Annotated in this window: 12 protein-coding genes; 10 read left to right on the forward strand and 2 right to left on the reverse strand. The window is 41.5% G+C overall.

Going from position 1 to position 14,068, the window contains the following annotated elements; translation table 11 throughout:
- Nucleotides 1-197: 197 nt before the first annotated feature.
- Nucleotides 198-1,652 (reverse strand): alpha-amylase, encoded by a 1,455-nt coding sequence (locus OC529_RS10870; protein ID WP_173253364.1) that lies wholly within the window; start codon nucleotides 1,650-1,652, stop codon nucleotides 198-200.
- A 179-nt stretch (nucleotides 1,653-1,831) separates the two neighbouring features.
- Here OC529_RS10870 and OC529_RS10875 point away from each other — a divergent pair, with 179 nt between their 5' ends.
- Nucleotides 1,832-2,581, forward strand: a complete 750-nt coding sequence (locus OC529_RS10875) for an ABC transporter ATP-binding protein (RefSeq protein ID WP_173253365.1) — start codon at nucleotides 1,832-1,834, stop codon at nucleotides 2,579-2,581.
- The gene (locus OC529_RS10880; RefSeq protein ID WP_173253366.1) at nucleotides 2,562-4,199 is read left to right on the forward strand and encodes a hypothetical protein; all 1,638 of its coding nucleotides are present in this window, start codon (nucleotides 2,562-2,564) and stop codon (nucleotides 4,197-4,199) included. The genes OC529_RS10875 and OC529_RS10880 overlap by 20 nt, the downstream gene beginning before the upstream one ends.
- A gap of 541 nt (nucleotides 4,200-4,740) precedes the next feature.
- On the opposite strand, the gene OC529_RS10885 is transcribed toward OC529_RS10880, so the two are convergent.
- Entirely contained in the window at nucleotides 4,741-6,891 is a 2,151-nt protein-coding gene (locus OC529_RS10885) for an LTA synthase family protein (protein WP_173253367.1), read from the reverse strand.
- A 116-nt stretch (nucleotides 6,892-7,007) separates the two neighbouring features.
- Here OC529_RS10885 and OC529_RS10890 point away from each other — a divergent pair, with 116 nt between their 5' ends.
- The 8 genes from OC529_RS10890 to OC529_RS10925 are packed head-to-tail and all read left to right on the forward strand — an operon-like array spanning nucleotide 7,008 to nucleotide 14,048.
- Entirely contained in the window at nucleotides 7,008-8,171 is a 1,164-nt protein-coding gene (locus OC529_RS10890) for a class I SAM-dependent rRNA methyltransferase (RefSeq protein ID WP_262082167.1), read from the forward strand.
- Nucleotides 8,168-8,845, forward strand: coding sequence for a type I 3-dehydroquinate dehydratase (aroD, locus tag OC529_RS10895; RefSeq protein ID WP_173214106.1), 678 nt, complete (start codon nucleotides 8,168-8,170; stop codon nucleotides 8,843-8,845). The genes OC529_RS10890 and aroD overlap by 4 nt, the downstream gene beginning before the upstream one ends.
- Nucleotides 8,835-9,689: a shikimate dehydrogenase gene (locus tag OC529_RS10900; RefSeq protein WP_262082168.1), complete on the forward strand. Its 855-nt coding sequence runs from the start codon at nucleotides 8,835-8,837 to the stop codon at nucleotides 9,687-9,689. Before aroD ends, OC529_RS10900 begins: the two co-directional genes overlap by 11 nt.
- Nucleotides 9,690-9,707: 18 nt before the next feature.
- Nucleotides 9,708-10,775: a 3-dehydroquinate synthase gene (aroB, locus tag OC529_RS10905; protein WP_262082169.1), complete on the forward strand. Its 1,068-nt coding sequence runs from the start codon at nucleotides 9,708-9,710 to the stop codon at nucleotides 10,773-10,775.
- 9 nt (nucleotides 10,776-10,784) lie between these two features.
- A complete protein-coding gene (aroC, locus tag OC529_RS10910) occupies nucleotides 10,785-11,951 on the forward strand; it encodes a chorismate synthase (protein WP_262082170.1) in 1,167 nt (388 codons plus the stop codon).
- Between the two features lie 9 nt (nucleotides 11,952-11,960).
- Nucleotides 11,961-13,064, forward strand: a complete 1,104-nt coding sequence (locus OC529_RS10915) for a prephenate dehydrogenase (protein ID WP_262082171.1) — start codon at nucleotides 11,961-11,963, stop codon at nucleotides 13,062-13,064.
- Between the two features lie 10 nt (nucleotides 13,065-13,074).
- Nucleotides 13,075-13,656, forward strand: a complete 582-nt coding sequence (locus tag OC529_RS10920; RefSeq protein WP_262082172.1) for a hypothetical protein — start codon at nucleotides 13,075-13,077, stop codon at nucleotides 13,654-13,656.
- A 53-nt stretch (nucleotides 13,657-13,709) separates the two neighbouring features.
- Nucleotides 13,710-14,048, forward strand: coding sequence for a YlbF/YmcA family competence regulator (locus tag OC529_RS10925; protein WP_262082173.1), 339 nt, complete (start codon nucleotides 13,710-13,712; stop codon nucleotides 14,046-14,048).
- Nucleotides 14,049-14,068 lie beyond the last annotated feature (20 nt).

Here is a 14,068-nt window from a genome sequence, read left to right on the forward strand (position 1 = left end):
TTCACCTTGCCGTAGGTATGTAACTGACTTCGTCAGTCTTATCTACAACCTCAAAACTGTGTTTTTAGCAGCCTGCGGCTAGCTTCCTAGTTTGCTCTTTAATTTTCATTGAGTTTAAAGATCTATCCATTTGGGTAGGTCTTTTTCATACCAAAAAAGCCAAATCTGATTGGATCTGACTTTATAATCATTGACTATTAGATTGTATTAGCTGCCCAGACACTTACCGAAGCAGCTGAGACTGGGAATTGTCCATAACCTTCCTCATCGATTGTAACTTGATCTTGGTGGTTTTCAAGTAAATCTACAAAGGTTTGGTTAGCCCATTCTTGGCCGACAAACATTGACTTGCTGTTTTCTTGGTCATTTGAGATAAGGACTGCGATTGGGTATTGATTTTCAGCACCTGAACGTACCCAACCGATACAGTTAGCATCATCAAAGTAGTCTGTTTGCTCTCCATAGGCCAAATCTTTTCGGATGGTTAGGAGGCGGTCAAGGACTTCTTTGAAATCTTCTTGAGCATATTGCCCTGAAATCCCATAGTAGTCGCCGTAAAAGACACATGGAAGGCCATTTTGGCGTAACAGAATGAGGGCATAGGCTGCTGGTTTGAACCATTCTTCAACAGTAGACTCAAGAGCCTGACCTCGTTGTGTATCGTGGTTGTCGACAAAAGTCACAGCCTTGTCAGGCTTGAGTTCAACCAGGCTATCTGTGAAAATGCCACGAAGGTCATAGTTGGAACCTGCTCGGCTAGCATCAAAGAGATTCTGGTGGAGACGAACATCGACAAGGTCAAAGCGTTCTTCCGTTTTTTCGAGATAGTCCAGATTGGCTTCTTTGTCTGGGTTCCAAAATTCCCCAAAAACATAGAAATCCTCACCGTATTTTTCCTTCATATCGCGGATGAAATTGCGCATGAAGAAAGAGTCGATGTGTTTAACGGCATCCAAGCGGAAACCAGCTACACCAGTCGTTTCCATGAACCAGTCAGCCCAGTCATAGATGTTTTGGATGACTTCAGGATGTTTAAAGTCTAGGTCGGCATACATGAGGTAGTCGTAGTTTCCGTTTTCGTTATCGACCAATTCCTCGTTAGCCCAGCCTTTATTGTCCCCTTGGATGAGATAAATCCCAGACTTACGACGTTTGGCATCGTAGTCTGTACCTGTGAAGTGGTACCAATGCCAGTGGAAGTCATTGTAGGTATCTTGGCGACCATCAAAGGTAAAGCTAGTCCAGCCATTGATGGTGAAGGGTTCTCCAAGTTCGACTGTACGGTCTACAGGGTCCACTTCGATGACCTGAAAGGCTTCCATGTGATCGGCCGCAGCCTTGTGGTTGAGTACCACATCAGCCATTGGTTGGATTCCCTGTGCTTTTAGAGCTTGAATGGCTTGAAGATAGTTTTCTTTAAAACCATACTTGGTGCGGACAGTCCCTTTTTGATTAAACTCTCCTAAGTCAAATAAATCATAGACCCCATAGCCGACATCTTTTTCATTGGTAGCCTTGAAAGCTGGTGGCATCCAGACATGACTGATACCGAGATCAGCTAGGTGTGGAGCATCTTCAGCCAGACGCGTCCAGTGCTGACCGTCGTGGGGCAGATACCATTCAAAGTATTGCATGAGTGTTTGATTTTGCATGATGTTTCCTCTTACTTGTCAATCTTGTTCTTTATTCTATCATAAAGTATTGGTTAGCGCCAACGTTTGCGTAAGAATAGAAGGAAACTATTGTATCTACTTAAAATAAAGTGTTGATTTTTTTGTATCAAAGTGCTAGTATAATAGTATGTAATATAGATAAAGATAGGAGTCATCCCATGATTGAATTTCAAAATGTTAGTAAGTTGTATGGTGATAAAGAGGCTTTGAGCAATCTCAATTTGCAGATTGAAAATGGGGAGATTATGGGCTTGATTGGCCATAATGGGGCTGGAAAATCGACCACCATAAAATCCTTAGTCAGTATCATTTCGCCCAGCAGTGGTCGTATTCTGGTAGATGGTCAGGATTTATCGGAAAATCGCTTGGCGATCAAACGAAAGATTGGCTACGTAGCAGACTCGCCTGACTTATTTTTACGCTTAACGGCCAATGAATTTTGGGAATTGCTTGCCTCATCCTATGATCTGACTAGCTCTGACTTGGAGGCTAGTCTAGCTAGGCTATTGAACGTTTTTGATTTTGCTGAAAACCGCTATCAGGTTATTGAAACTCTTTCTCACGGAATGCGTCAGAAAGTCTTTGTCATTGGGGCACTCTTGTCTGATCCTGATATTTGGGTCTTGGACGAACCCTTAACTGGTTTGGATCCCCAGGCTGCCTTTGATTTGAAGCAGATGATGAAGGAACATGCACAAAAAGGTAAGATAGTTTTGTTTTCAACCCATGTCCTAGAGGTAGCTGAGCAAGTCTGTGATCGGATTGCCATTTTGAAAAAGGGACATTTGATTTATTGTGGTAGCGTAGAGGACTTGAGAAAAGACCATCCAGACCAGTCTTTAGAAAGTATCTATCTTAACCTTGCTGGTAGAAAAGAGGAGGTTTCAGATGCGTCTCAAGGTCATTAAAAAATTAGTTGATATCAATATCCTCTATTCATCTCAAGAAGCTAATCTGGCTAACCTACGAAAGAAGCAAGCCAAGAATCCTGGGAAAAAAGTAAATGTTTCCGCTAGAGTCCTAAGTTCTTACATTTTTTCTAGTCTCTTGATGCTTTTAATGTTTATAAATATAGCATTTCGTTTTCCTTTTGAGGAAATACCAAGTTTTTTTAGTAGCATGGTTGCTATTTTACTGGTGCTTGCCTTTTCAACTTCTTTCACTGCATTTTACAATGTCTTTTATGAGAGTAAGGATTTGGTATCGTATAGGCCTTATGCCTTTAAAGAATCAGAGATTATAATTGCTAAAGGACTGTCTGTCCTCTTGCCAGCTCTGCCTGGAATTGTACCAATCCTAGCTTATTTTCTAGTTCTCTACATTAGGCTAGCACCTTCTCTTTGGCTTGGCTTGCCTTTGATGCTGCTGTCCTTGGCCTTATTATTTGTCTCTGTTACTTTAGTGATGGTAGTGGCAGTACATTTCTTGGCTCAGACTAGGGTCTTCAGAAAGTATCAGTCTATTTTTGCCAATGTGATGATTGGGATAGGAGTTCTCATACCTTTAATATTTGTCCTCTTTCTACAGTCGACTTTTGGAAGTATTGTTGACAAAGTTAGAGACATTCCATTTCTCCTTTATCCTCTTCATATCTTTTACAAAATAGCAGTGGAGCCTTTTTCGACAGAAGCCATACTGGGTCTGCTCGCTTGGATAACTCTAACTGTCTTCTTACTTTACCTGACCAAAAAGAAGGTTCTTCCTCATTTTTATGACGTGATTCTGCTTAACAGTGAGGAGAAGGTCAAGAAAGAACGTCGCAATAAGGAGAGAATTTCAACTACTAATAAAAAGGGCTTTTTCCGTATGGTTTTACGCTACCACCTCACCCTCTTGGGACAGGGAACTGGCGTGGTTACAGTGCTTTTTACAAGTGCTTTCCTTCCTTATCTCATGATGATTGGTCTGATTTCCAAAATCCGAGATTCTCAGATAGTTCCATATATTCATCCTCTATACTGGTTACCCTTGTTTTTTGTAGGAGTGTTTATAGCAGTTGTCAATAACAATATCACCAGCCTGCATTCAATTGCTTTATCCTTGGAGAGGGAAAATGTTGATTTTCTGAAGAGTTTACCCTTTGATTTTGCTCGTTATGTGAAAGTGAAATTTTGGATTATATTTGCTGTCCAGTCCTTTTTACCAGTTCTGACTTTACTTGGCTTTTCTCTATATCTAGGCTTGCCCATCCTTTCGATGATTTACCTTCTTGTGGCATGGATCCTTGCCAGTGTTATCCTTTCTTGCCACCATTACCTTAAGGACGTGAAAAATCTGTCAACCAATTGGAGTAGTATTACTGACCTGGTGAACCGTTCAAATCGTATAGTAGCAATAGTTTTGATTTTTATTTATAGTGCAATCTTAATGGCCCTTGTAATAGGGAGCTTATTCTTGGTTCGGTCTCTCGCCCCTGTCCTTGCCATCAGCTTGGGAGTAGGAGTTCTTATCCTCTTGCTTGCTCTTGCTATTTTTGGATATCATTACTACCTGTCACGCATATTGACAGAAATAGAAAAAAGATGAGCTAGTTGGTCGCTTGCTTGATAAATTCAATTCTACAAACGCTTTTATAGTTTGTTATAATGTAGTTGTAAATGATTAAGATTGGTAATCAAAAAATATAGGGAGGAATGTTTTGAATAAGAAATATAACATAGTTCTATTTTTGTTGTTTATAGTTTATTTATTGGGATATTTTTCAATTTCAAAAACTTTCATTCCTATAATGTGTGTGATCCAAGTGTTTTTGATAGAACATATATTTAAAGTTCGAAATAGAATGATGCAAATAGGCGAAATTTTAATTATTGTTGCTTCTATAATATTATTTATTGATAGTATATTGAGTTTGTAACAAAAGGCTTTTCTATAAAATTAAATTTTCCAGATACCTGCTGAAGCTGATTTATCTTCTACTATCTACGTCACTAAACTTGACAGACATATATTGTAGTTACAACCTCTCTACCTATAATCTCAAAGTTAATCTGAGGCTAGTTTTTTAGTTTGCTCTTTGATTTTCATTGATAAAAAGAAATGCTCCTCCACGATGGAAGAGCATCTTTTATTGTGATTTTGATTCGGTTTCTGCCGACTCGGGATGGAGTTCTTGGTAACTTGGTGCCTTGAAAAGGTCAGCACTGGTCTTACCTTGTCGTTGGCTAAAGAGACTGGTTGATTGACTACCTTTTTCCTGCTCAATCTTTTGAAGAATTGGTAAAGAATTGAGGTAAGAAATACTTTCAGTATCAACTTTTCCAAGATGATCTGCTTGGTAGAAACGGATCAAATCGCCAGTTTGAATCTGGTCGCTGATTTTCAGCTGTTGACTGGCTGCCTGACGAACGCTTTCCAGTTCGGTCTGAGTTTGTTCATCAAAATTGCTGATTTCAAGACCGCTCTCAGTATAGTAGGTTCGTCCGTCGTAGCTGGTATATTTGGGTGTGACGAAGGAATTGGCAGTCCGAAAGGCAACGATTTCTTGATGATCTGGAGACAGAAGGTCTTGGCCGACTTGAAGGAAGGAATTGGACTCAATACCAAGGAGGTGTTCGAGAGTCGGTAAGATATCGATTTGTCCACCGTAGGTATTGATGATTTGCCCCTTTTCATAACCAGGCATGACCACCATAAAAGGCACTCGTTGCAACATGGCATTGTCGTAATTCGACCAGTTCTCAGAAGTCTTGCCAATCAAGGGTGCCAGCTCAGGATTGCGGGAGTTGGAAATCCCATAATGGTCTCCGTAAATGACGATGATGGATTTTTCATAGAGGCCACTTTCTTTGAGATAGTCAAAGAAAGCCTTGATGGCACTGTCCAGATAGTTGGCGGTTTGGAAGTAGCCGTTGATTGTTTCATCTTTGGTCTTAGCCAGTGGGAAACCAAGCTCATCGCCTGTCAGATTGCTAGCATAGGGATAGTGATTGGACACTGTGATATACTTAGCATAAAAAGGTTGCTGTAAATGCTCCAGATACTGAATAGAATCTTTCATCATGATTTTATCATTTAAACCATATTGGAAAGAATTGCTACTGTCCTGCTTGGTGAAGTAGGAAGCATCAAAGAAGTATTGGTAGCCCCATTGTTTGTAGGTCGTATTTCGGTTCCAGAAGGTCCCAATATTACCGTGAAAGACAGCACTTGATTGGTAGCCATTTTTCGATAGGATAAAAGGCGCTGCCTGCTGGGTATTGGTACCACCGTAATTGACCATAAAGGAACCTTGGTCAAGTCCAAACAAACCAGTCTCCAGCATGGTTTCTGCATCTGAGGTCTTCCCAGCCTTGACTTGGTTAAAGATATTCGAAAAGGCTAGGGTTGATTGCGAATGGTAGAGGGAGTTGAGGAAGGGAGTGACTTCATGCTCAGTTCCATCTATGTTGAGTTTATAGTCAAGCAGGAACTGTTGGAAACTCTCCAAGTGGAGATAAATCACATTTTTTCCTTTGGCAAGGCCAAAATAGTCTGGATTGGGTTTAGCAGAATGTTCTTGAATATAATCTGTAATAGGTTGCAGGTCGGTCTCAGAGGCCTTGGCACGTTCCTTGTTGGCGCTGTAGGATTGGTTGGCACTATAACCTAGAAAAGCTGGTAAACTGAGGGCGCGGACAACATAATAATTCGAAAATCCTCGCGACAGGAGATCGGGACGTTCAATTTCAGCCAAGAAAAGATTAGCAGAAAAGAGCAGGGCTGAGAGAGCAGTGATAGCAACACTGGAGCGGAATTTGAAGGGTCTCCTATCCAGTTGGATGAATTTTTTATAGAAAAGGAAAGCCAGCAATGGGAAATCCATAAAATAGATGAAATCCCAAGGACGCAGTAACTCTAGTTCTGCAGTGCCGACAGACACCTTGCTGACCACCTTCATGGTATTAGCCGTGATAAAGTCGCTAAATTCTCGATAGTAAAAGACGTTAGAATAAAGCCAAATGAATAAAAGGCTATAAATAGCTATACTCAGGCCATAAAAAATCTTGGTTGACCGAGCATAGAGGGCTAGAGCCAGCAGGAGTAGTCCCAAGGGAAGGGGATTGAAAAAGGCGATAAAGGCAAGGTAATTTCCCTGCAACTTGCCCACTTGAATATCTAAATTAAAGTCAACGGCATAGGCTAATAAGGTTTTGAGCCAATATAGGATTAAAAGGGTTAGGACAAAACCCAGTCTGGTACCGACGGCTTTTTGGATTTTGTTAAAATTGCTTTTCACACATTTACTTCCTAATTTTTTATTAGTATTAGTATACCATTTTTTAAAAGAAGAGTAAAAAAGCAAGGGTAGTTTCTTTTTTGAGAATTGTCTAAAAGTTTGATATAATGGTAGTTATGAATAGAATAAGAGTTAGCAAAAGGGTTGAAAAGAAGCTCGCTAAGGGACTAGTTTTACTAGAAGCCAGTGATCTTGAGAATGTCAATCTCAAGGATCAGGAAGTAGAAGTCCATAGTCAAGATGGAACCTTTCTTGGGACTGCCTACCTTTCTCAACAAAACAAGGGCTTGGGCTGGTTTGTTAGTAAGGACAAGGTGGCCTTCAATCAAGCTTTCTTTGAAACGTTGTTTAGAAAAGCCAAAGAAAAGAGAAGCGCCTACTATCAAGATGATTTGACAACTGCCTTTCGTCTCTTTAATCAAGAGGGAGATGGCTTTGGCGGTCTGACAGTGGACTTTTATGGCGACTATGCTGTCTTTTCTTGGTATAACTCTTATGTTTATCAGATTCGCAAGGTTATCTCAGAAGCCTTTAGCCAGGTTTTTCCTGAGGTGTTAGGGGCCTATGAGAAGATACGCTTTAAGGGTTTGGACTATGAATCAGCCCATGTTTATGGTCAAGAAGCACCTGACTTTTTCACTGTTCTGGAAAATGGTGTCTTGTATCAAGTCTTTATGAATGATGGCCTGATGACAGGGATTTTCCTTGACCAGCACGAGGTTCGCGGTAGTCTGGTTGATGGATTGGCTATGGGCAAATCTTTGCTCAATATGTTTTCTTATACAGCAGCCTTTTCAGTAGCTGCGGCCATGGGAGGAGCTAGCCAGACAACTTCTGTTGATCTAGCTAAACGTTCACGAGAATTGTCGGAAGCGCATTTTCAGGCAAATGGAATCAGTACAGACGACCATCGTTTTATAGTCATGGATGTCTTTGAGTATTTCAAATATGCCAAACGAAAAGGCTTGACCTACGATGTGATTGTCCTAGATCCGCCTAGCTTTGCTCGGAACAAAAAACAGACCTTCTCTGTGGCCAAGGATTATCACAAGTTGATTTCCCAGAGTCTTGAGATTTTAAATCCGGAAGGGATTATCATTGCCAGTACCAATGCTGCCAATGTTTCCCGTCAGAAATTTATAGAACAAATTGATAAAGGCTTTGCAGGAAGAAGTTACCAGATTTTAAATAAATACGGTCTTCCAGCAGATTTTGCCTATAATAAAAAAGATGAAAGTAGTAATTACCTCAAGGTGATTAGTATGAAGGTTAGTAAATGAAATTGATCGTTTCAGTAATGCCAAGAAGTTTAGAGGAGGCCCAGGCTCTGGATGCCACTAGGTACCTGGATGCCGACATCATTGAATGGCGTGCCGACTATCTGCCTAAGGAAGCGATTTTGCAGGTAGCTCCAGCCATTTTTGAAAAATTCGCAGGTCGTGAGTTGGTTTTCACGCTGAGAACTCGCTCTGAAGGGGGAGAAATCGAACTTTCTCCAGAAGAATATATCCATCTAATCAAGGAAGTGGCGCAACTCTATCAACCAGACTATATTGATTTTGAGTACTATAGCTACAAGGATGTTTTTGAGGAAATGTTGGATTTTCCAAATCTCATTTTGAGTTACCACAATTTCCAAGAAACACCTGAGAACATGATGGAAATCTTGTCAGAGTTGACGAGCCTAAATCCAAAACTTGTTAAGGTTGCGGTGATGGCTCACACGGAGCAGGATGTCTTAGACTTGATGAACTATACACGAGGCTTTAAAACCCTCAATCCTGAACAGGAGTATGTGACCATTTCTATGGGCAAGGTGGGCAAGGTTTCTCGTATCACTGCGGGTGTGACTGGTTCGAGTTGGTCTTTTGCCAGTCTGGATGAAGCCAGTGCCCCTGGTCAGATTTCCCTAGCTAACATGAAAAAAATCAGGGAGATTTTGAATGAAGCTTGATGGCTATACACGTTTAGCTGCCGTTGTTGCCAATCCTATTAAGCATTCTATTTCTCCTTTCATCCACAATAGGGCCTTTGAGGCGACAGCTACCAATGGTGTTTATGTGGCTTGGGAGATTGAAGCGAGTGACTTGGCAGAAACAGTGGCTAATATTCGCCGCTACCAGATGTTTGGAATTAACCTTTCTATGCCCTATAAGGAGCAAGTGATTTCTTATTTGGATGAGCTGAGCGATGAAGCGCGCTTGATTGGTGCGGTTAATACGGTTGTCAATGAGAATGGCAATTTAATTGGATATAATACAGATGGCAAGGGATTTTTTAAGAGCTTGCCTTCTTTTACAATTTCAGGTAAAAAGATGACCCTGCTGGGTGCAGGTGGTGCGGCCAAGTCCATTTTGGCACAAGCTATTTTGGACGGAGTCAGTCAGATTTCAGTCTTTGTTCGTTCAGTTTCTATGGAAAAAACAAGACCTTACCTGACCAAGTTACAGGAGCAGACAGGCTTTAAAGTGGACTTGTATGCTTTAGAAGATGTTCCTGAACTGCAAGCAAGGATTGCTGGGTCTGATTTACTGGTCAATGCGACAAGTGTAGGGATGGATGGTCAATCCTCTCCAGTTCCAGAAAGCATAGTCTTACCAGAAACTCTTTTAGTAGCAGATATCATTTACCAACCCTTTGAAACACCATTTTTGAAATGGGCTAGAAGTCAGGGGAATCCAGTTGTCAATGGTCTGGGAATGTTGCTCTATCAAGCTGCAGAAGCTTTTCAACTGTGGACAGGCAAGGAAATGCCGACGGAAGAGATTTGGCAGTCCTTAACAGAAAAATACCAATAAAGAAAAGGAGACTCTCCTATGAAAATCAGAATCGATATTCCTCATCATCCTTATGATATTCAGATTGAAAAAGGTTGTCTAGCTCAGGCTGGTCAATGGTTGCGAGAACTCTGGCAACCACAAAAGGTAGTCATCGTAACAGACAACCATGTAGCTTCTCTTTATGCAGAGAAGGTCAAGCTCAGCCTAGAAGATGCTGGTTTTCAGGTAGCAGTTTTTGACTTTTTAGAAGGGGAAGAAAGAAAGAACTTAACCACTGTTCAGAAAGTCTATGAATTTCTAGTTAAGCAGGGGTTGACTCGTAGCGATGGAGTCGTGGCTCTCGGAGGTGGTGTCGTTGGAGACCTGGCTGGTTTCGTAGCCTCTACCTATATGCGGGGTATTCATTTTGTTCAGATTCCGACTAGTTTGACTGCTCAAGTTGATTCTTCTATCGGCGGAAAGACAGGCGTTAACACTCCATTTGCTAAAAATATGGTGGGGACCTTTGCCCAGCCAGACGGGGTTTTGATTGATCCGCTTGTCCTTGAAACGCTTGGAAAAAGAGAGTTGATTGAAGGAATGGGTGAAGTTATCAAATATGGCTTGATTGAGGACCCAGAACTATGGACTCTCTTGACGGAGCTGGATGGTTCTGTTGAGAGCATTTTGGAGCATGCAGAAACCTTGATTGAACATTCTTGTCAGGTCAAGCGCAAGATGGTGGTTGAGGATGAGTTGGACAATGGTGTTCGTCTTTACCTCAATTTTGGCCACACTATTGGTCATGCCATTGAAGCAACTGCCGGTTATGGAAAAGTCATGCATGGAGAAGCTGTGGCCATGGGCATGGTTCAGATTTCCAAGGTAGCTGAGGAAAAAGGCCTTATGCCAGCTGGCATAACTCAGTCCATTACAGATATGTGTCAGAAATTTGGCTTGCCTGTTGACTATGAGAGCTGGGATGTTGACAAGCTTTATCAGGCTTTGACTCATGATAAGAAAGCGCGTGGCAACACCTTGAAATTGGTCTTGGTACCAGAGCTTGGTTCTGCAACCATTCACCCAGTTTCTCTGGAAGAGATGAAAGACTACTTGGTAAAATAAGGAGAACGTATGAGATATTTAACTGCAGGAGAATCACACGGCCCCCGTCTGACGGCTATCATTGAAGGAATTCCAGCTGGACTTCCTTTGACAGCAGAGGACATCAATGGGGACCTTAAACGTCGTCAGGGTGGATACGGCCGCGGTGGTCGTATGAAGATTGAGAGTGACCAAGTTGTCTTTACTTCGGGCGTTCGCCACGGGAAGACGACAGGGGCGCCTATTACTATGGATGTCATCAATAAGGACCACCAGAAATGGCTGGACATCATGTCTGCGGAGGACATTGAAGACCGCCTTAAAAGCAAGCGGAAAATTACTCATCCTCGCCCAGGTCATGCCGATTTGGTTGGGGGGATTAAGTACCGTTTTGATGATTTGCGAAATTCTTTGGAGCGTTCGTCAGCTCGTGAAACCACCATGCGGGTGGCAGTTGGTGCAGTAGCCAAACGCCTCTTGGCTGAGCTGGATATGGAGATTGCCAACCATGTCGTGGTCTTTGGTGGCAAGGAAATCGATGTTCCTGAAAATCTAACAGTCGCTGAGATTAAGGAACGAGCTGCCCAGTCCGAAGTTTCTATTGTCAACCAAGAACGGGAACAGGAAATCAAGGACTACATTGACCAAATCAAGCGTGACGGTGATACCATAGGTGGGGTTGTAGAGACAGTCGTTGGAGGTGTTCCAGTTGGTCTTGGTTCCTATGTCCAATGGGACAGAAAATTGGATGCGCGATTGACCCAGGCAGTTGTCTCTATCAATGCTTTTAAAGGGGTGGAATTTGGTCTTGGCTTTGAAGCTGGTTATCGTAAAGGCAGCCAAGTCATGGATGAAATTCTCTGGTCTAAAGAAGACGGTTATACCCGCCGTACCAACAATCTGGGAGGCTTTGAAGGTGGTATGACTAATGGGCAACCGATCGTTGTTCGTGGCGTCATGAAACCCATTCCTACTCTCTACAAACCACTTATGAGTGTGGATATCGAAACCCATGAACCCTACAAGGCAACAGTCGAAAGAAGTGATCCGACCGCTCTTCCAGCAGCAGGAGTGGTTATGGAAGCCGTTGTGGCAACGGTTCTGGCACAAGAAATCCTTGAAAAATTCTCATCAGATAATCTTGAGGAACTAAAAGAAGCGGTAATCAAACACCGAGACTATACAAAGAACTATTAAGGAGTTCCTATGGCAAAAACAATCTATATCGCAGGTCTTGGTTTGATTGGTGCCTCGATGGCACTCGGTATCAAACGCGATCATCCTGATTATGAGATTTTGGGTTATAATCGCAGTCAAGCTTCGAGAGATATCGCCTTGAAAGAAGGCATGATTGACCGTGCAACGGATGATTTTGCCAGTTTTGCTCCTTTGGCAGATATCATCATTCTCAGCTTGCCAATCAAGCAAACTATTGCTTTCATTAAGGAGTTGGTCAACTTGGACTTGAAAGAAGGCGTCATTATTTCAGATGCTGGTTCAACCAAGTCAGCCATTGTGGATGCAGCGGAGCAGTATTTGGCTGGCAAATCTGTTCGCTTTGTCGGGGCTCATCCCATGGCTGGTAGTCACAAGACAGGGGCTGCTTCTGCGGATGTCAATCTTTTTGAAAATGCCTATTATATCTTTACACCTTCAAGTCTGACAGGTCAGGATACGCTTGAGGAAATGAAGGATCTGCTTTCAGGTCTTCATGCTCGTTTTATCGAGATTGATGCCCAGGAGCATGATCGTGTGACTTCTCAGATTAGCCATTTTCCTCATATTCTGGCTTCCAGTCTCATGGAGCAGACTGCGGTCTATGCTCAAGAGCATGAGATGGCAAGGCACTTTGCGGCAGGTGGTTTTCGAGATATGACTCGAATTGCAGAAAGCGAGCCAGGAATGTGGACCTCCATTCTCTTGTCCAATCGCGAAACAATTTTAGATAGAATTGAGGATTTCAAGGAGCGTTTGGACGAGATTGGACAAGCTATCAGTAAGGGTGATGAAAACCAAATCTGGAACTTTTTCAACCAAGCGCGTGAGCAACGTCAGGTCATGGAAATCCATAAACGTGGCGGTGTGGATAGCTCTTATGACCTCTATGTGGATGTTCCCGATGAAGAAGATGTCATTTTACGAATCTTGGAACTGCTACGTGGAACTTCCTTGGTTAATATTCACATCAATGAGGAAAACCGTGAAGATATTCACGGGATCCTACAAATTTCATTTAAAAACGCTCAAGACTTGGAACGAGCCGAGTACCTCATAACAGAAAATACCGACTACACAGTCGTTATCAAATAAGGAGAAAAATATGCCTAAAATAGAGCCTAGATTCATATTTGGTATTATCTTTATTTCTTTTATCCTACTTAGTGCTTGTGCTGTTAAAAAAGATGTGAAAACTAATTCAGAAGCAAGTGTCGAGACAAAAAATGAACCATCCAAGAAAGAAACAAGTTCAGAGAAAACTAATTCAAAGTATGTAGACGATAGAATTATTAATGAGTTTATCAATAGCTATAATCAAAATTCTAATAGCCCATTAGAAAATATCAAAAAAGGAAATATAAAAATAAAATATTTCGCATCAAGCTACGGATACTACTTGGAGCTTTTACATGCAAATGATACTGACAAAATCAATGTAACAATAAATCAGACAAATGAAAATAGTGAATCTGGTGTTGCAGGAATGAAAGAAGTATTTCATGATATTGTTAAATCGATTGAATCATCCTTATCTGATGATGAGATAAATAACTATTTTGATAATCTTACGTCAAATGAAATAAAAACAGGCTCTAATTTAGGAACTTTGAAGATAGAGTATATACCAGATAAGGAATTAAGCAATGGACATTCAAGAGGTCATATAAAAGTGATTGCACAATAATAATGACCACAGAGTGACTAGTAATTTTAAAAGAAATAAATAAGGAGAAAATTATGTCAAATATTTACGATAGTGCAAACGAACTCAGTCGCGGTCTACGCGAATTACCAGAATACAAGGCTGTCAAAGCAGCTAAAGATGCGATTTCAGCAGATGCTGAGGCAAGCAAAATTTTTACAGAATATGTTGCTTTCCAAGACGAAATTCAAAGACTAGCGCAGACAGGTCAAATGCCAGATGCATCCTTCCAAGCGAAGATGGAAAACTTTGGCAAGCAGATTCAGGGGAATAGCTTCTTGTCAGAATTCTTTACCAAGCAACAACAATTGGCCATTTACCTTTCTGACATTGAAAAAATTGTTTTTGAACCAGTTTCAGAATTGCTAAAATAAGAAAATAACTATCATAAAGT

Source organism: Streptococcus sp. Marseille-Q5855, assembly GCF_946901985.1.
Taxonomy (GTDB): Bacteria; Bacillota; Bacilli; order Lactobacillales; family Streptococcaceae; genus Streptococcus.